This is a genomic window from Aquabacterium sp. (assembly GCF_014378415.1).
GTDB lineage: Bacteria > Pseudomonadota > Gammaproteobacteria > Burkholderiales > Burkholderiaceae_C > Aquabacterium.
The window spans coordinates 1-17,783 of the sequence record NZ_JACMNS010000085.1 but is presented as its reverse complement, the minus strand read 5'-3'; the positions used below and the strand labels follow the sequence as shown (position 1 = coordinate 17,783).

Genomic DNA, 17,783 nt, shown 5'->3' with positions numbered 1-17,783 from the left:
TGGCATGGCTGGCCCGAACTGACCCAGCGCGTGACTTTGGCCGTCGCCAGCCGGGCGGGGCAAGCGCCCCAACCAGCTCCTGAGCTGGCCTCGCATCCTCACCGCATGGTGGCGTTGCCGATGCCCGCGATGGCCGTTTCTTCCTCCAGCATCCGGGCCCGCCTGGCCCAGGGGGATGTCGCCCGAACCCTCGTGCCTGCCATGGTGTCAAACGCCGTGGCGCGCTATATTGAACAACATCAACTCTACGCCGCTGGCACCCCCCGCTGAATGGACATCCGTAAACTGCAACGCGCCATCGTCGATGGCCTCGAAGACGTCAAAGGCCAAGACATCGTCGTCTTCAACACCGAGCACCTCTCGGCGCTGTTCGAGCGGGTGATCGTCGCGTCGGGCACGTCCAACCGGCAGACCAAGGCGCTGGCCGCCAGCGTTCGCAAGTCGGTCAGGGCCGCTGGCTTTGACGTCATGCGCACCGAGGGCGAAGACAACGGCGAATGGATCATCGTGGACTGCGCCGCCGCCGTGGTCCACCTGATGCAACCCGCCATCCGCCAGTACTACCTGCTGGAAGAGATCTGGGGCGAAAGACCGATCAAGCTCAAGCTCAACGACGTGGTGACCCGCCTGGTCAAGGCGTCCGAGCCCATGAACGACGACGAAGACGACGCGCCCAAGAAGGCGTCTGGCAAGAAGTCGGTCGTGGGCAAGCTGGATGCGCCGGTCCGGAAAGCGGCGGCCAAAAAGGTCGTGGCCAAAAAGGCCGTGGCCAAAACGCCCGCCGAGCGCTCGACCTCCAGCCGCGTGCCGGTGGCTGCCAAAAAGATTGCCGCCAAGAAGGTCGCCGCCAAGAAAGCGGCTGCAGTGATCCCCGTGGTGCCCAAGACCGTGGTGGTCAACAAGTTCGCGGTGAAAAAGGTCGCTGGCAAGAAAGTGGCGGCTAAAAAGGTCGCCGCCAAGAAGGCGCCGGTCCGCAAGATGGTGGCTGCCAAGAAAGTGGCCCGCAAGGCTTCATGAAGCTGACGGTGGTGGCCATTGGCCAGCGCCAGCCCGCTTGGGCGGAAACCGCTTGCGAGGATTACCTCAAGCGCTTTCCGCCTGATTGGAAAGTCGAGGTCAAGGCCCTCAAGGCCGAGCCGCGTGAAGGCGGTAAGTCGGTGCCCGCCATCATGCAGGCCGAAGCTGTGCGCATCGAGGCCGCTTTGGGGCGCGATGTGCGCCGCGTCATCCTGGATGAGCGCGGCAGCCGCCTGTCCAGCGTTGAGCTCGCCCAACGTGCCGAGGCTTGGCTCAACGATGGCCGCGACGTGGCCTTCGTGATCGGCGGCGCCGATGGCATCGACCCCGCGCTTAAAAAAACCGCCGACGAAACCCTGCGTTTGTCGGACCTGACCTTGCCGCACGCGCTGGCCCGGGTGCTGTTGCTGGAGCAGCTCTACCGCGTCTGGTCTATGCGCCACAACCATCCTTATCACCGCGCATGAGCACCGTGCCTGAACTGGAAGCCCCGTTCATCTACCTGGCCTCCCAAAGCCCGCGCCGGCGCCAATTGCTGGACCAATTGGGCGTGCGCCACGAGCTGCTGCTGCCCGATCTGCATGAGGATGCCGAAGCCCTGGAAGCCGAGCGCAGTGGCGAATTGCCGGAAGATTATGTGCAGCGCGTGACCCTGGCCAAGTGGGAGGCCGCTCGTCTGCGCCTGGCCAGTCGACAAGCCACGCAAGGCCTGCCCACGGCGCCCGTGCTTTGCGCCGACACCACCGTGGCCATGGGCGCTGACATCCTGGCCAAACCGCTTGACCATGCCGACGCGGCCCGCATGCTGGCGCGTTTGTCCGGCCGCACCCACCGTGTCCTGACTGCGGTGGTGGTGGACGGCAGCCTGCTGCTCAGCACCTCCCACGTCACCTGGCGCACCGTCAGCGCCGATGAAATCGACCGCTACGTGGCCACTGGCGAGCCCATGGGCAAGGCCGGCGCTTATGCCATCCAAAGCCAGGCCGCCGCCTGGATGCAAAAAATTGAGGGCAGCTACAGTGGCATCATGGGCTTGCCCTTGTATGAAACCGCCGAATTGCTCAGGCCCCTGGGCTGGCGGTTTTGACCAACCTGCATGACCACTGAAACCCCTTCCGCGACCGGGCCCGTGGCGCTGCTCGTCGGCGCGACCGGGCTGGTCGGCCAGCAATGCCTGCAGATCTTGACGCAAGACCCGGCCGTGGGCGACGTGCGCGTCCTGGTGCGCAGGCCCCTGGCTGTGGACTCGCCCAAGGTGCAGGTCTGTGTGGCCGACTTTGACCGCCTGGAGGCCCACGCCGATTGGCTGTCGGCCGATTGGGTGTTCTGCGCCCTGGGCACCACCATCGCCAAAGCGGGCTCGCGCGCGGCTTTCCGCCAGGTCGATTTTGACTACCCGCTGCAGGTGGCTCAGCTGGCCAAGGCCCAAGGCGCCAAACGCTTCCTGCTGGTCAGCGCCACGGGGGCCGATGCCAAATCCAAGGTGTTCTACAGCCGCGTCAAGGGCGAGCTTGAAGAAGCCATTGCCGCGATCGGCTTTGAATCGGTCACCTTCGCGCGGCCCTCCTTGCTGGCAGGCGAACGCGCCGAGGTGCGCATCGCCGAACGCATCGGCCTGAAATTCGGCTGGTTGCTGCCCGAGCGGTACCGCCCGGTGCAGGCCCGCCAGGTCGCGCAGGGCCTGGTAAATGCTGCCAAATCGGGCCGTCCGGGCGTGCATGGCCTGAGCAACATTGAGCTGAGATTGAACTGAGGCGCCTGAGCTGACTCTACCCATGAACATTCCGGAAATCAGATGGCCCACTCACACGATATTCTGATCAACTGGACGCCGCAGGAGACCCGCATCGCCGTGGTTGAAAACGGCGCGGTGCAGGAGCTGCACGTTGAACGCACGCTGGAGCGCGGCCTGGTCGGCAACGTCTACGCGGGCCGCGTGGCGCGCGTGCTGCCCGGCATGCAATCGGCGTTCATCGACATTGGCTTGGAGCGTGCCGCCTTTTTGCACGTGGCCGACCTGCACCGTGAAGACCCCAGCCAGCGTGGCAGCGTCCGTTCGCCCGACAACGCCACGCCCATTGAAAAGCGCCTGCACGAAGGCCAGACCCTGATGGTGCAGGTCCTCAAGGATCCCATTGGCACCAAGGGCGCGCGCCTGTCATCGCAGATCAGCATCGCCGGCCGTTTGCTGGTGTTCCTGCCGCAAGATGACCACATTGGCATCTCGCAAAAGATTGGTTCGTCCGAGTTGCGCGACCAACTGCGCGCCCGCATGCTGCAACTGCTGGGCGAGGCCGACAGCAAGGAAGGGCGCACGCGCTCGGGCGGCTTCATCTTGCGCACCAACGCCGAAGACGCCACCGATGACGAGCTGGGCGCCGACATCGCCTACCTGCGCAAAACCTGGGCCACGATCCGCGAGCAAGGCCTCAAGGCCGCGCCTGGATCACTTTTGCACCAGGACTTGAACCTGGCCCAACGCGTGCTGCGCGACCTGGTCAGCGACGAGACGGTCAACATCCGCATTGATTCGCTGATCCAGTTCGATGCCCTGCGTGCCTTTGGCGCCGAGTTCACGCCCACCTCGGTTGAAAAGCTCCAGCATTACAAGGGCGAGCGCCCCATCTTCGACCTGTACAACATCGACCAGGAAATCGAGAAAGCCCTGGCGCGGCGCGTCGACCTGAAGTCGGGCGGCTACTTGATCATCGACCAGACCGAGGCCTTGACCACCATCGACGTCAACACCGGTGGCTACGTGGGCGCGCGCAATTTCGACGAGACCATCTTCAAGACCAACCTGGAAGCCTCGCAGGCCATCGCGCGCCAACTGCGGCTGCGCAACCTGGGCGGCATCATCATTGTTGATTTCATCGACATGCTGCGCGAGGACCACCGCGACAACGTGCTGGCCGAGTTCCGCAAGCGGATGAGCCGCGACCGCACCAAGATCACGATCAGTGGATTCTCGCTACTGGGCTTGGTTGAGATGACGCGCAAACGCACGCGCGAATCATTGGCCCACATGCTGTGCCAACCCTGCCCCACCTGCGAAGGGCGCGGTCAGGTCAAGACGCCGCGCACGGTCTGCTACAACATCCTGCGCGAGATCTTGCGCGAGGCGCGCCAGTTCAATCCACGTGAGTTCCGCGTGGTGGCCAGCGCTGAGGTGGTGGAAATGCTGCTCGACGAAGAAAGCCAGCACCTGGCCGGTTTGATCGATTTCATCGGCAAGCCCATTTCCCTGCAGACCGAGCCCTGGGTGTCGCCCGAGCAGTACGACATCGTCCTGCTATAGACCTGATCCCTGAGGCGCTTTACATGACTTTGCACCGCGCAACGCCTTGCTTGGCGGTGGTGCATGGCACACGCGGCACAATCGACACTTCACATTGATGAATCCCCTTGTAGCCACGATGCATGAACACCCGATGACTTCCGCCGAGCCCATGTTGGACACCGCCCGCCGTGGGCACCTCAAGACCCTGGCGCTGTGCGGCGCCATGGCGGCCGCGGGCCTGTGGTCGGCCAGCCCGGTCTGGGCGCAGTTCCGGGTTGAGATCGCTGGTGTGGGGGCCACACAGATTCCGGTGGCCATCGGCCGCTTCAAAGGCGAAGAGGGCGTGCCCCAGCCCATCGCCAGCATCGTGACCGCCGACCTGCAGCGCTGTGGCCTGTTCAAGACCCTGGACGCCTCGGCCGACAAGCTGGACGAAACCTCGCGCCCGGTGCTGACCGATTGGCGAGGCAAGGGCGCCGATGCCTTGCTGGCCGGCTCCATCCTGCCCTTGGCCGATGGCCGCTTCGACATCCGCTATCGCCTCTGGGACGCCGCCCGCAACAAAGACCTGGGTGTGCAAAGCCTGGTGGTGCCCGCCGCCGACCTGCGCCTGGCCGCCCACCGCATCGCCGATGACATCTACGAAAAGCTGACGGGCGACAAGGGCGCCTTCGCCACGCGCATCGCCTACGTGGCCAAGACCGGCCGCCGCTACATGCTGTGGGTGGCCGACTCCGATGGCAAGGGCGAGCGCGATGCCCTGACCAGCAACGAGCCCATCATCTCGCCCGCCTGGTCGCCCGATGGCAGCAAGCTGGCCTACGTGTCGTTTGAAGGCGGCAAGGCCAAGGTCATGTCGCAAGAACTGACCACCGGGCGCCGCCGTGTGCTGGCCAGCTTCAAGGGCACCAACAGCGCGCCCGCCTGGTCGCCGGATGGCAAGCAGATGGCGGTCACGCTCAGCCGCGATGGCGGCTCGCAATTGTTCGTGATGGGCATTGACGGGGACAATGTCCGGCGCCTGACGCAAAGCGGCGGCATCGACACCGAAGCGGCCTGGTCATCGGATGGCAGCACCGTTTACTTCGTCAGCGACCGGGGCGGCAGCCCACAGATCTACAAGACGCCGTTGTCAGGCGGCAGCGCTCAGCGCGTCACCTTCAACGGGCCGTACAACATCAGCCCCGCCTTGAGCCCGGATGGCCGCTGGCTGACCTTCATTGGCCAGGTCAACGGCGCCTACAAGGTGCACCTGATGGAGTTGTCCACCGGCACGGTGCGCATGCTCACCGATACCCGCGATGACGAAAGCCCCAGCTTCGCGCCCAACAGCAAGCAGATCATCTACGCCACGCGCAACCAGGGTCGCGACGTGCTCATGACCAGCTCACTCGATGGCCGCATCAAGGCCAGCCTGGCCACGCCGCAAGCCGATGTCCGCGAGCCCGTCTGGGGCCCTGACATCGTCGGCCCGAAACGCTGATCACCATTTTCTTGAATCTTTTGATTAACCTTTGCAAGGAGCCTTTATGAACCCGATCCAATCAACCTCCGCTTCGATCTCCACACGTGCCATCCGCCTGGCCGTGGTCGGCCTGGTAGGCGCGTCCACCCTGTGGATGGCCGGCTGCAGCTCCGTCAAGCTTGACGACAAGGCGCCTCCCATCGAGTCGCGCAATGTGTCGGGCAGCACGGGCACGTCATCGTCGTCCAACGCGGCCTCCACCGTGGCACCCGTCGTGGCCGATCCCGACAGCGCATCGAACGCCTTGTTGAACGGCTTGCCCCGCGTCATCTACTTTGATTTCGACAGCTTCATCGTCAAGGACGAGTTCCGCCCCGTGCTGGATGGCTATGGCAAGGTACTGACCACCATTCGCGGCAAAAAGCTGTTCATCGAAGGGCACACCGATGAGCGTGGTGGCCGCGAGTACAACCTGGCCCTGGGCCAAAAGCGCGCTGAAGCCGTCGTCAAGTCCCTGACGCTGCTGGGCGTGTCGGCCGACCAGGTCGAAGCCGTGAGCTTTGGCGAAGAGCGTCCTGCTGTCACCGGCAGCACCGAAGAAGCGTGGGCCAAGAACCGCCGCGCTGAGTTCAAAGACCGTTGATCATGGCGGCCGCGTTGATGTTGAACCGTGTGCGCCCCTGGGTGCTGGCCCTGGCCATGGCTTGCGGGGCGCTCAGCGGCGCCCATGCCGGCCTGCTGGACGATGACGAGGCACGCCGTGCCATCCTGGAGTTGCGCCAGCAACGCACCAAGGACAACGAGGCCAGCACCGCCAAGCTCACCGCCCTGAACGCGCAGCTGGACCAGGTCAAGCGCAGCCTGGTTGATCTGAACGCGCAGCTCGAACAGTTGCGTGGCGACCTGGCCAAACAGAGCGGCCAGAACGAATTGCTGACCCGCGACCTGTCCGAACTGCAACGGCATCAAAAAGACCTGCAGCAAGGCGTGGACGAACGCGTGCGCAAGCTGGAGCCGCAAACCGTGAACCTGGATGGCAAGACCTTCCAGGTAGAGCCCGATGAGAAAGCCCTGTTTGAAGACGCGCTGGGCAAATTGCGGCAAGCCGACTTTGCCGGTGGCGCGGCGGGCCTGGGTGGCTTGATCAAACGCTACCCATCGACGGGCTACCGCGAGTCAGCCTTGTATTGGCAGGGCAATGCGCAATACGGTTTGCGTAACTACAAGGAGGCACTGGTCAGCTTTCGCGGCTTGTTGACGCAAGCCCCCACGCATGCTCGAGCGCCCGAGGCCATGCTGTCCATCGCCAATTGCCACACCGAGCTCAAAGAGACCAAGGCGGCCCGCAAGGCGCTGGACGACCTGATCAAAAGCTACCCGGACTCTGAAGCGGCCCAGGCTGCACGAGAGCGTCTGGCCAGCGCGTCCACCGCCGCGGCCAAGACGCCACCGCGCAAGAACTGAGCGTGGCCTGGGTGAGCACCAACGACCAGCCCGACCTGGAGCGCCGGTTTGGCGGCCTGCGCCGACTGCATGGCGCTGCGGCATACGAGCGCCTGCGCGCGGTCCGCATCGCGGTGATCGGCGTGGGCGGTGTCGGCTCCTGGGCGGCTGAAGCCTTGGCGCGCAGCGGCGTGGCCGAGCTGACCCTGGTCGACCTGGACCATGTCGCCGAATCCAACATCAACCGCCAGGTGCATGCGCTGGACAGCACCTTGGGTCAAGCCAAGGTGTTGGCTTTGAAGGACCGCATCGCGCAGATCCACCCGGGCTGCGTGGTGCACACCATCGAAGAGTTCATCGACGAGGCCAATGTGGCCGAACTGCTGTCAGCCCAAGCGTTGGACGGCGTGATCGACTGTTGCGACCAGGTCAAGGCCAAGGCCGCCATTGCCGCTTGGGGCTGGGCGCACCAGTTGCCGGTGGTGGCCGTGGGCGCGGCGGGGGGTAAATCCCAGCCGCAGCTGGTGCAGGTGGGCGACTTGTCCGAAGTGACTCATGACCCCTTGTTGGCCAGCGTGCGCCAGCGTTTGCGGCAGCGCCATGAGGGCGCGCGCAAGGGCCGCATGAACCTGAGTTGCGTGTTCTCACGCGAGGCGGTGCTGCCGCCGCAAGATGCCGAGTGCGACCTCGTTGATGGCTCGCTGAACTGCCATGGCTATGGCTCCAGCGTGGTGGTGACGGCGACCTTTGGCATGGTTTCAGCGGCGCAACTGATCAACACATTGATCAAAGGTTAAAAACCGAGTTATAATTTTAGGCTTTTCGGGGGTCGGTAGCTCAGTCGGTAGAGCAGCGGACTTTTAATCCGTTGGTCGCGAGTTCGAATCTCGCCCGACCCACCAAAAACAAGATCAGAAGCAAGATTTTTGACGGAACTGTTGGTTTCGTTCTATAATCGAAATCTTGGCAAAGTACTCAATCTTTGCGACCTTGCCGTGATGCTGGGGTGATAAAAAATTGGGGCTCCTAGCTCAGTTGGTAGAGCAGCGGACTCTTAATCCGTTGGTCGACAGTTCGAATCTGTCGGGGCCCACCAAAATTAAGCCAAGTAAATCAATCACTTGGCTCAGAAAGCCACCCTCAGCGGTGGCTTTTTCTTTGCTCGATCGCATGTCATGTGGCCACTGTGTAGCCACGGTAGGGCAACGCGGCGCATGTCAGCCGCAAATACGGCGCCTAGTCTCGATTGAGGTTGTGTCAGTGGGAAAGGCGTTTGATGCCTGAGCGACTGGTCCGAATGCATCCGCGCGCGCAAGGCCGGTGAACTGAATTTCACCCGCGAGTTCATCACCCCGGTGTCGCGCCCTTCAACCCTCGACACGGCCAGCAAGCTTGAAGAGTTGAGCCCCACCGTCGCAGGCAAGCAGGGCACGGTCACCGCCACCTGCAAGGCGGCCAATTGATGCGAGTTGCCACTGGCGGGCCCCGTTCAGCCCTTTTCCCCCCATCCCCTGGGGCTTTTCGGCGATAGGGGCATGAACTTCCCGACCTACACTGTGCGAACCAATGACCGGTGTCCTGGGAGATCCTCTATGCACGATGGCCTCCTCGTGAAGAAGCACCTCGATGCCATGCTGGTCGGCGGCCCCTTGGTCGCACAGCAGGTGATTGATGCCACGGTTCAGCGTTTGCGCGACTCTGACGCCACCATGGCCTTGGCCGCCGACCGTCAGCAACTGTTTGGAGTGCTGGAAGCCTTGCAGATTCAACCGTTGGCTTTGATCACCGCGTTTGGTCGCGACATCAAAGCCGAAATCGAGTTGGCGTCGCAGGTGCAGGTCAATCCAGTGCGTGTGCCCGCCAGGCCTTTTCGCCTGGAAGACCTGACCTTGATGGACGAGGACCAGGCCGAGAAAGACATCGAGATTTCACGCACCATCCAGCTGATCGACTTGAAGGCCGAATGGGAGTTGCGTGAGTTGCAAGCCCTGAACGCAACGCTGCTGGGTGAAACCGTGCTGCGCCTGGAGGCCAATCCCTGCCGCCCCATGGTCTATGCGCGGGCTTTGAGCCGCACTGCGCATGGCATCAAGGTGTCCAGGGCCGGCCGGGGCTTGTTCTTGCGCACGGCGGGTTTCGCCATGGCCGATGTGCTGCGGGATGTGTACGGCGATGCGTGCCGAAGGCTCAAAAGTTGGGGCGTGCAGCCCCTGGAGTTCCGCAGTGCGCCCATCGTGCGCGCGGGCACGGCGCCCGAGGTGGACCTGACCCAGCCCGATGCACTGCTGAACCTGCGCGATAGCCTGCCCAAGCAGCTCTCCACCGGCGGGCTGGTGCAGCAGCAGACGGTGGAGTTGCTCTCTCGCCTGTTTGGGCAGATCCTGGCCGATCCCCGTTTGGAGTCCACCGTCAAGGATGTGATCGGGCGTTTGCAGGCCTCCGTGGTGCGGGTGGCCTTGAGCGACCCGACGCTGATGAGCGCTCACAATCACCCGGCCTGGTCACTGATCAACCAGATCGCCGCGCACGCTTCCGACCACCCACGGTTCAGCGATTCTCGTGGCTCGGCGTTCATGGAGTTCGTCGAACCCCTGATCGAGCGGTTGGCCGGAAACGCAAACCCCAGTGCTGCTTTGTACGAGGGGGCCTTGTCGGATGTGCAGGCTTTCATCGACAGCGAAGATGAGGCGCAATTGCAGCAGTCTCAGGCCGCAGTCAAGGCACTGGCCGAGGCAGAGCAACGTCAGACTTTGATGCCCTTGTTGAGGCAACAAGTGATGCACCAATTGCAGAGCGCCGAGTTGAGCGAAACCATGCGGCGCTTCTTGGCCGGGGCGTGGGTGGAGGTGATGGTGGGCACGGTCGATGAACTGCGCTGGAGCCTGGAGCGCCCCACCAGCGAGCCGAAGCGCGACGAAGTGCTGGGCGATGACCGCGAACAAGTATCGGACAGTTGGGCCCAGGACACCAGTGTGGGCGCGCTGCCCACGGTGCCCATGGCCCTGGGGGGGAGTGACGAAGACCGCCGTGTCAAGGCGGCCGCTCAGCGCTGGTTGCAGACCCTGACCAAAGGCGTGCGCTGCAAACTCTTCCTGCAAGGCCAATGGGTCACCGCCCATTTGCTTTGGCGCAGCGACAACGGTGAGTTCTTCATGCTCAGCAGCTCATTGGCCGGCGGCATGCACTCGATGACGCGCCGCGCCCTGGAGCGTTTGCGCATCGAGGGTCTGGCCACCACCTTCGTGGAGTTGAGCCTGATGCAGCGGGCCGTCGACAGCGTTCTGCAAGACCTGGACGAGGCCTAGCGGTTCAAGCTTTTGCCAGCCAGCGCCGAGCCAGGTTGACCCACAAGGTGGCCCCCAGTGGAATCAACTGGTCGTTGAAGTCATAGCTGGGGTTGTGCAACATGCAAGGCCCCAGACCGTGTCCGCCTTCGCGGTGCGCACCGTCGCCATTGCCGATCAGAAAGTACGCGCCCGGGATGGCCTGCAGGTAGTAGCTGAAATCCTCGGCGCCCATGGTGGGCTCGAACTCCAGCACGTTCTCGGCACCCACCAGATCGGTCATCACCTGCCTGACGAAGTCGGTCTCTGCCGGGTGGTTGATGGTGGGCGGGTAGTTGCGGCTGAACTCGAAATCGCATTCGGCGCCAAAGGCCGCGCAAGTGTGCTGCGCCACCGTCTGCATGCGCGCCTCGATCAGGTCCAGCACCTCGGTGGTGAAGGTGCGCACGGTGCCTTGCATGGTCACGAAATCGGGCACCACGTTGGTGGCCTCACCCGCCTGGATGATGGTCACCGAGATCACGCCAGTGTCAATCGGGCGCACATTGCGCGTCAGGATGGTTTGAAAGGCCTGCACCATCTGGCAGGCCACCGGCACCGGGTCGATGCCCAGGTGCGGCATGGCCGCGTGCGAGCCCTTGCCGCGCACGGTGATGTGGAACTCGTTGCTGGAGGCAAAGCAGGGGCCAGGCTTGATGGCGAACTGCCCCACGGCCATGCCCGGCCAGTTGTGCACGCCAAAAATAGCCTGCATCGGGAAACGCGTGAACAGGCCGTCGCGCATCATGGCTGCGGCGCCGCCGCCGCCTTCTTCGGCCGGCTGAAACACCAGGTAGACCGTGCCTTCAAAGTCGCGGTGCCGGGCCAGGTGTTGGGCTGCCGCCAGCAACATGGCGGTGTGCCCATCGTGGCCGCAGGCGTGCATGCGCCCGGCGTGGCGGCTGGCATGCGGGAACTGATTGCGCTCGGTGATTGGCAGAGCGTCGATGTCGGCGCGCAGGCCCACCGCATTCGGCCCCGGGCGGCCCTGGATCACACCCACCAGCCCGGTCTTGCCCAGCCCCCGGTGCACCTCGATGCCCCAGTCCTCCAGCGTTTTGGCGATCAGGTCCGAGGTGCGGACTTCTTCAAAGCACAACTCGGGGTGTGCGTGGATGTCGCGGCGCAGAACCTGGATCGATTCAGCCTGATCCAGCAAAGAGGGCAGCACCAATGACGACAGGTCGGAAATGTCGGCGGACATGGCGAAGTGGTCCTGATGAGGGGAGGAGGCTTGATCTTACCCGTGGGCCCCGGACAAGGCCAGCGCCAGCACGGCAAACGCTAAACTGATGGTCCGTTTACCCGCACAGGAGCCCGTTTCATGGCCGATATCAAAATTCAGCGTCCCCATGCTTTGGGCATGGACAAGGCACGCGCCCTGGCTCAGGACTGGATGGACGATGCGGCCAAGAAGCTGGGGCTGACCTGCAAGCTGGTGCCGGGCGATGGCGAAGACACCATCAGCTTCGAGCGCATGGGCGTCACCGGGCAGATGAAAGTGCGTGCCGATGCTTTTGAGTTGGACACCAAGCTGGGCATGATGATGTCAGCGTTCAAGCCCCTGATCGAGGCCGAGATCGACAAGAACCTGACCACCATCCTGGCCAAGGCCGAAGGCGGCACGCCCTCGGCTTGATGGTCACTTCTTCAGCGATTCAATCAGGTCAATGTAAGTTTGCTTGGCCTGGTCGGACGTCTTGCCCTTGAGGGCGGCCCAGGCGTCGAATTTGGCGCGCGCCACGAAATCCATCATGCCGGGGCGGTCCCCTTGCACATCGCCAGTGGTGGCCTGCTTGAAGAGCGAGTAGAGCTTCAGCAGGGTGTCGTTGTCGGGCTTGGCGGGCAGCAGCTTGGAATTGGCCACGGCGGCTTCGAATTGGGCGGTCATGTCGGTCATGTCTGTCTCCTTATGGGCTGCCAATCTTACTGCCGACTCTTTCGGCCATCAGCCCCTTGAACAAGGTGGCTGTTTGCCCGCATGCGGCAGGCTTTTGACGCGCTCCCTACAATGCCGCACCTCATGAGCGCCGTTTCATTCCAACAAGTCACCAAATCCTATGTTTCGGCCGGGCGAACCGTCGCGGCCTTGCAGGGCGTCAGCTTTGACATCCAAGAGGGCGAATTCTTCGGCCTGCTGGGGCCCAACGGCGCCGGCAAGACCACCCTCATCAGCATCCTGGCGGGATTGAGCCGCGCGACCACCGGCAAGGTGATGGTGCAGGGGCACGATGTCGTCACCGACTACGCCTTTGCCCGACGCCAGTTGGGCGTGGTGCCGCAAGAGCTGGTCTTCGACCCGTTCTTCTCGGTGCGCGAAGCCCTGATGATCCAGAGCGCCTATTTCGGACTGAACAAAAACGGCGCCTGGGTCGACGAGTTGCTGCACCACCTGGGCTTGAGCGACAAGGCCGATGTCAACATGCGCCAGTTGTCGGGCGGCATGAAGCGGCGGGTGCTGGTGGCGCAGGCCCTGGTGCACAAGCCGCCCGTCATCGTGCTGGACGAACCCACGGCGGGCGTGGATGTGGGGTTGCGCCAGACGCTGTGGCAGTTCATCTCTCGGCTCAACAAAGAGGGCCACACCGTGCTGCTGACCACGCATTATCTGGAAGAGGCCGAGGCTTTGTGCCACCGCATCGGCATGCTCAAGCAGGGCAAGCTGGTGGCACTGGATCGGACCTCGGCATTGCTGGCGGGCACGGCCCACACCATGCTGCGCTTCAAGACCGATGACCCGTTGCCGCCCGACTTGGTCGAACAAGCCCGCATCACCGGCCGCATCGTGCAACTGCCGGCCCATGACGCCGGCGAGATCGAACACATCCTGGCCACCTTGCGGCAAGCGGGTTGCCGCGTGGAAGACCTGGAAATCGGCCGGGCCGACCTGGAGGATGTCTTCCTCAGCATCATGCAGGGGGTGCCCGCATGAGCAGTCTGATCAATGCCCTGGGCCTGGCAGGCGCCCAGCCGCTTTTCGTCAAGGAAGTGCTGCGCTTCTGGAAAGTCGCTTTTCAGACCGTGGCCGCGCCCGTGCTCACCACAGTGCTCTACCTGCTGATCTTTGGCCACGTCTTGCAAGGCAAGGTCGAGGTGTTCAATGGCGTGGGCTACACCCGCTTTTTGATCCCCGGCCTGGTGATGATGAGTCTGCTGCAAAACGCTTTTGCCAACAGCTCCTCGTCGCTGGTGCAAAGCAAAATCACCGGCAACTTGGTATTTTTGCTGCTGACGCCACTGTCGCACCGGGCCTGGTTCGTGGCCTATGTGGGCGCCTCCCTGGTGCGTGGGCTGGCCGTGGGGCTGGGCGTGTTCCTGGTCACCGGCTGGTTCGCACCGCCGGGTCTGGCCGAGCCCTGGTGGGCGGTGATTTTCGCGGTGCTGGGCGGTTCATTGCTGGGCGCGCTTGGCCTGATCGCGGGCCTGTGGGCCGAAAAGTTCGACCACATGGCGGTGTTCCAGAATTTCGTCATCATGCCCATGACGTTTTTGTCGGGCGTGTTCTATTCGGTGCATTCGCTGCCGCCGTTCTGGCTTGGCCTGTCGCACCTGAACCCGTTTTTCTATTTGATCGATGGTTTCCGGCGCGGTTTCTTTGGCGCCAGCGACGTCAGCCCCTGGCTCAGCCTGGGCGTGGTGGGCAGCGCCACCCTGATCGTCTCGCTGGTGGCGCTCCACCTTCTCAAGACCGGGTACAAAATCCGGCATTGACCTTTTCATTTGATTTTTTTGAGACTACCCCCATGGCCGACCCCACTGCCGCTGAAGTCCAGCACTACATTGCCGAGGGCTTGCCCTGCGCCCACCTGGAAGTGGAGGGCGACGGCCAGCATTTTTTTGCCACCATCGTCTCCACTGAATTCGAGGGCAAGAATCGCGTCGCCCGGCACCAGCGCGTTTACCAGGCCCTGGGCGATAGAATGCGACAGCAGATCCACGCCCTGTCAATGAAGACATTGACCCCGGCGGAATGGGCCGAAAAAGCCTGATCTGATCGCAAATTTTCGTTTTTTACCGATTCACCCCGGCGCGAACTGCGGATTAAACCTCCGCTGACCTCGCGTCCTTTGTGCTTTTCATGGACAAACTCCTGATCCGTGGCGGTCGCCGTCTTCAAGGCGAAGTGACCATTGCCGGCGCCAAAAATGCCGCGCTGCCCGAACTGTGCGCCGCGCTGCTCAGCGCCGAGCCCGTGACCCTGGCCAACGTGCCCTTGCTCAAAGACGTGGCCACCACGTTCAAGCTGCTGAGCAACATGGGCGTGGTGTGCGAGCGCCATGCCGATCAGGACGACCACGTCACGCTTGATGCGGGCCGCGTGAACAACCCCGAGGCGCCCTACGAGCTGGTGAAGACCATGCGCGCCTCGATCCTGGTGCTGGGCCCGCTGCTGGCCCGCTTTGGTCGTGCGCGCGTCTCGCTGCCCGGCGGTTGCGCCATTGGTTCGCGCCCGGTTGATCAGCACATCAAGGGCCTGCAAGCCATGGGCGCGCAGATCACGGTCGAGCACGGCTACATCGAAGCGCGCACCGCCTTGGGCGCCGATGGCCAACCGCAGCGCCTCAAAGGCGCGCGCATCACCACGGACATGGTCACCGTCACCGGCACCGAGAATCTGTTGATGGCCGCCAGCCTGGCCGAAGGCGAGACGATCCTTGAGAACGCGGCACAAGAGCCCGAGATCACTGACCTGGTCGACATGCTGATCGCCATGGGCGCCAAGATTCAAGGCCGTGGCACCCACCGCCTGCGCATCCAGGGCGTGGACAAGCTGCATGGCCTGAGCAGCACCGCACCGCACCAGATCATCCCCGACCGCATCGAGACCGGCACCTTCCTGTGCGCGGTGGCCGCCACGGGTGGCGACGTCACCTTGCGCCGCGCCAATGCCGACCACCTTGAGGCGGTCATTGAAAAGCTGCGCGAAGCTGGTGTGTCGATTGAAGCGGGCGAGGACTGGATCCGCGTGCAGGCCAGCGGCCGCGCCAAGGCCGTGGGTTTTCGCACCCGCGAGTACCCCGCTTTCCCGACCGACATGCAGGCGCAGTTCATGGCGCTCAACTGCGTGGCCGAGGGCACGGCCGTGATCCACGAAACCATTTTTGAAAACCGCTTCATGCACGTCAACGAGCTGGTGCGCCTGGGCGCCCGGATCGACATCGATGGGCACACCGCGGTGGTGACGGGCGTGCCGCAATTGTCGGGCGCCATCGTCATGGCCACCGATTTGCGCGCCTCCGCCGGCCTGGTCATCGCGGGCCTGGTGGCCGATGGTGAAACCCTGATCGACCGCATCTATCACTTGGACCGTGGCTACGATCGCATGGAAGCCAAGCTGCGCGCCATCGGCGCCGACATCGAGCGAGTCAAGGCGCCCGCATGAGCCCGTTCAGCATGATCACCCTGGCCCTGTCCAAAGGCCGCATCTTCGAAGAGACCTTGCCCCTGCTGGCCGCCGCTGGCATCGAGGTCACCGAAGACCCTGAAAAATCCCGCAAGCTGATCTTGTCCACCAACCGCCCCGACGTGCGCGTGGTGCTGGTGCGCGCCACCGACGTGCCCACTTATGTGCAGCATGGCGGCGCCGACATAGGCGTGGCCGGCAAGGACACCCTGATCGAGCACAGCGGCAGCAACGGCGACCACGACGGCCTTTACCAGCCGCTCGACCTGAACATCGCCAAGTGCCGCATGAGCGTGGCCGTGCGCGCTGATTTTGATTACGCCACGGCGGTCAAGCAGGGCTCGCGCATCCGCGTGGCGACCAAATACACCACCATTGCCAGCGAGCACTTCGCCAACAAGGGCGTGCACGTGGACCTGATCAAGCTGTATGGCTCGATGGAACTCGCGCCGCTGATCGGCGTGGCCGATGCCATCGTTGACCTGGTCTCCACGGGCAACACGCTCAAGGCCAACCACCTGGTCGAGGTGGAAGAGATCATGCAGATCTCCTCGCGCCTGGTGGTCAACCAGGCCTCGCTCAAGCTCAAGCGCGAAGCCATCCGCCAACTCATCCAGGCCTTTGAATCGGCCATCCCCGCCTGAGTCTTTGCACGCGACACCATGACCGTCAACATCCGCCACCTCGATACCGCTCAGTCTGACTTTGAAGCCGCCTTTCACCAGGTGCTGCATTGGTCGGCCGACACGGACGTCGAGATCGAGAACCGCGTCGGCGCCATCCTGGCCGATGTGCGTTTGCGCGGGGATGACGCCGTGCTGGAATACACCGGGCGTTTTGACCACCTTCAAGCCGACAGCGTTGCCGCACTGGAGTTGAGCGCGGCCGAGTTGAAGGCCGCCTTTGATGGCTTGCCCGCCGAGCAAGCGCAAGCCCTGCAAGCCGCCGCCCGCCGGGTGCGCGACTACCACGAGCGTCAAAAACAGGCTTGCGGCCTGAGCTGGTCGTACCGCGACGACGACGGCACCTTGCTGGGCCAGAAGGTCACGCCCATCGACCGCGTGGGCATCTACGTGCCTGGTGGCAAGGCAGCTTATCCCTCGTCCGTGCTGATGAATGCCATCCCTGCGCACGTGGCCGGTGTCGGCGAAATCATCATGGTCGTGCCCACACCACGTGGCGAGAAGAACCCTTTGGTGCTGGCGGCGGCCCACGTCGCTGGCGTGACGCGCGCGTTCACGGTGGGCGGCGCACAAGCCGTGGCCGCCTTGGCTTTCGGCACGGCCACCATCCCCAAGGTGGACAAGATCACCGGCCCGGGCAATGCCTACGTGGCCAGCGCCAAGAAGCACGTGTTCGGCCACGTGGGCATCGACATGATCGCGGGCCCCAGCGAGATCCTGGTGCTGGCCGACGGAACCACGCCGCCCGACTGGGTCGCCATGGACTTGTTCAGCCAGGCCGAGCACGACGAGCTGGCCCAAAGCATCCTGCTGTGCCCCGACGCCGATTACATCGCCAAGGTGCAGGCCGAGATCGAGCGCCTCTTGCCCACCATGCAGCGCGCCGACATCATCCGCGCCTCATTGGAAGGGCGCGGCGCCCTGATCCACACGCGCAGCATGGAAGAGGCCTGCGCCATCAGCAACCGCATTGCGCCCGAGCACCTGGAAGTCTCCAGCAGCGACCCGCACCGCTGGGAGCCTCTGCTCAAGCACGCCGGCGCCATCTTCCTGGGCGCCTACACCAGCGAAAGCCTGGGCGACTACTGCGCCGGCCCCAACCACGTGCTGCCCACCTCGGGCACCGCGCGTTTCTCGTCGCCGCTGGGGGTCTATGACTTCCAAAAGC

General features: G+C 63.7%; 19 protein-coding genes, 2 tRNA genes and 1 pseudogene. 20 read left to right on the top strand and 2 right to left on the bottom strand.

Annotated elements, in window-relative coordinates; genetic code table 11:
• The 13 genes and pseudogenes from H7225_RS07815 to H7225_RS07755 all read left to right on the top strand — a co-directional run.
• A pseudogene (locus H7225_RS07815) lies at positions 1-270 on the top strand (nicotinate (nicotinamide) nucleotide adenylyltransferase); the annotation flags it as partial.
• Positions 271-1,017: a ribosome silencing factor gene (gene rsfS, locus H7225_RS07810; protein ID WP_290660523.1), complete on the top strand. Its 747-nt coding sequence runs from the start codon at positions 271-273 to the stop codon at positions 1,015-1,017.
• Positions 1,014-1,484 carry a 23S rRNA (pseudouridine(1915)-N(3))-methyltransferase RlmH gene (rlmH, locus tag H7225_RS07805; protein ID WP_290660521.1) on the top strand — a complete coding sequence of 157 codons (471 nt, stop codon included), beginning with the start codon at positions 1,014-1,016 and terminating at the stop codon, positions 1,482-1,484. Before rsfS ends, rlmH begins: the two co-directional genes overlap by 4 nt.
• Positions 1,481-2,104 carry a Maf family protein gene (locus H7225_RS07800; protein WP_290660519.1) on the top strand — a complete coding sequence of 208 codons (624 nt, stop codon included), beginning with the start codon at positions 1,481-1,483 and terminating at the stop codon, positions 2,102-2,104. The genes rlmH and H7225_RS07800 overlap by 4 nt, the downstream gene beginning before the upstream one ends.
• A gap of 9 nt (positions 2,105-2,113) precedes the next feature.
• On the top strand, positions 2,114-2,770 hold the full coding sequence (locus tag H7225_RS07795) for an NAD(P)H-binding protein (protein WP_290660517.1): 657 nt from the start codon (positions 2,114-2,116) through the stop codon (positions 2,768-2,770).
• 42 nt (positions 2,771-2,812) lie between these two features.
• Positions 2,813-4,315 carry a ribonuclease G gene (rng, locus tag H7225_RS07790; RefSeq protein ID WP_290660515.1) on the top strand — a complete coding sequence of 501 codons (1,503 nt, stop codon included), beginning with the start codon at positions 2,813-2,815 and terminating at the stop codon, positions 4,313-4,315.
• A gap of 205 nt (positions 4,316-4,520) precedes the next feature.
• The gene (gene tolB / locus H7225_RS07785) at positions 4,521-5,780 is read left to right on the top strand and encodes a Tol-Pal system beta propeller repeat protein TolB (protein WP_290660527.1); all 1,260 of its coding nucleotides are present in this window, start codon (positions 4,521-4,523) and stop codon (positions 5,778-5,780) included.
• Between the two features lie 46 nt (positions 5,781-5,826).
• Positions 5,827-6,405 carry a peptidoglycan-associated lipoprotein Pal gene (gene pal / locus H7225_RS07780; RefSeq protein ID WP_290660513.1) on the top strand — a complete coding sequence of 193 codons (579 nt, stop codon included), beginning with the start codon at positions 5,827-5,829 and terminating at the stop codon, positions 6,403-6,405.
• 2 nt (positions 6,406-6,407) lie between these two features.
• Positions 6,408-7,226, top strand: coding sequence for a tol-pal system protein YbgF (gene ybgF / locus H7225_RS07775; RefSeq protein WP_290660511.1), 819 nt, complete (start codon positions 6,408-6,410; stop codon positions 7,224-7,226).
• A gap of 11 nt (positions 7,227-7,237) precedes the next feature.
• Positions 7,238-8,002: a tRNA threonylcarbamoyladenosine dehydratase gene (locus tag H7225_RS07770; RefSeq protein ID WP_290660509.1), complete on the top strand. Its 765-nt coding sequence runs from the start codon at positions 7,238-7,240 to the stop codon at positions 8,000-8,002.
• 29 nt (positions 8,003-8,031) lie between these two features.
• A tRNA-Lys gene (locus H7225_RS07765) sits at positions 8,032-8,107 on the top strand.
• Between the two features lie 118 nt (positions 8,108-8,225).
• Positions 8,226-8,301, top strand: a tRNA-Lys gene (locus H7225_RS07760).
• A gap of 496 nt (positions 8,302-8,797) precedes the next feature.
• Positions 8,798-10,510: a DUF1631 family protein gene (locus H7225_RS07755; RefSeq protein ID WP_290660507.1), complete on the top strand. Its 1,713-nt coding sequence runs from the start codon at positions 8,798-8,800 to the stop codon at positions 10,508-10,510.
• A 4-nt stretch (positions 10,511-10,514) separates the two neighbouring features.
• Here the strand turns inward: H7225_RS07755 and H7225_RS07750 are convergent, their stop codons facing one another.
• On the bottom strand, positions 10,515-11,732 hold the full coding sequence (locus H7225_RS07750; RefSeq protein ID WP_290660505.1) for a M20 aminoacylase family protein: 1,218 nt from the start codon (positions 11,730-11,732) through the stop codon (positions 10,515-10,517).
• Between the two features lie 120 nt (positions 11,733-11,852).
• On the opposite strand from H7225_RS07750, the gene H7225_RS07745 reads away from it, so the two are divergent.
• Positions 11,853-12,167, top strand: a complete 315-nt coding sequence (locus H7225_RS07745) for a polyhydroxyalkanoic acid system family protein (protein ID WP_290660503.1) — start codon at positions 11,853-11,855, stop codon at positions 12,165-12,167.
• A gap of 3 nt (positions 12,168-12,170) precedes the next feature.
• Here the strand turns inward: H7225_RS07745 and H7225_RS07740 are convergent, their stop codons facing one another.
• On the bottom strand, positions 12,171-12,428 hold the full coding sequence (locus H7225_RS07740; RefSeq protein ID WP_290660501.1) for an acyl-CoA-binding protein: 258 nt from the start codon (positions 12,426-12,428) through the stop codon (positions 12,171-12,173).
• Between the two features lie 123 nt (positions 12,429-12,551).
• Here H7225_RS07740 and H7225_RS07735 point away from each other — a divergent pair, with 123 nt between their 5' ends.
• The 6 genes from H7225_RS07735 to hisD form a co-directional block, all read left to right on the top strand.
• Positions 12,552-13,460, top strand: a complete 909-nt coding sequence (locus tag H7225_RS07735; RefSeq protein ID WP_290660499.1) for an ABC transporter ATP-binding protein — start codon at positions 12,552-12,554, stop codon at positions 13,458-13,460.
• Positions 13,457-14,239, top strand: a complete 783-nt coding sequence (locus H7225_RS07730; RefSeq protein ID WP_290660497.1) for an ABC transporter permease — start codon at positions 13,457-13,459, stop codon at positions 14,237-14,239. The genes H7225_RS07735 and H7225_RS07730 overlap by 4 nt, the downstream gene beginning before the upstream one ends.
• 32 nt (positions 14,240-14,271) lie before the next feature.
• Positions 14,272-14,517 carry a BolA family protein gene (locus H7225_RS07725; protein ID WP_290660495.1) on the top strand — a complete coding sequence of 82 codons (246 nt, stop codon included), beginning with the start codon at positions 14,272-14,274 and terminating at the stop codon, positions 14,515-14,517.
• A gap of 89 nt (positions 14,518-14,606) precedes the next feature.
• Positions 14,607-15,911 (top strand): UDP-N-acetylglucosamine 1-carboxyvinyltransferase, encoded by a 1,305-nt coding sequence (gene murA / locus H7225_RS07720; RefSeq protein ID WP_290660493.1) that lies wholly within the window; start codon positions 14,607-14,609, stop codon positions 15,909-15,911.
• An 11-nt stretch (positions 15,912-15,922) separates the two neighbouring features.
• Positions 15,923-16,576, top strand: a complete 654-nt coding sequence (gene hisG, locus H7225_RS07715; RefSeq protein ID WP_290660525.1) for an ATP phosphoribosyltransferase — start codon at positions 15,923-15,925, stop codon at positions 16,574-16,576.
• Between the two features lie 18 nt (positions 16,577-16,594).
• Positions 16,595-17,783 (top strand): histidinol dehydrogenase (gene hisD / locus H7225_RS07710; protein WP_290660491.1); only part of this gene is annotated, 1,189 nt, incomplete at its 3' end.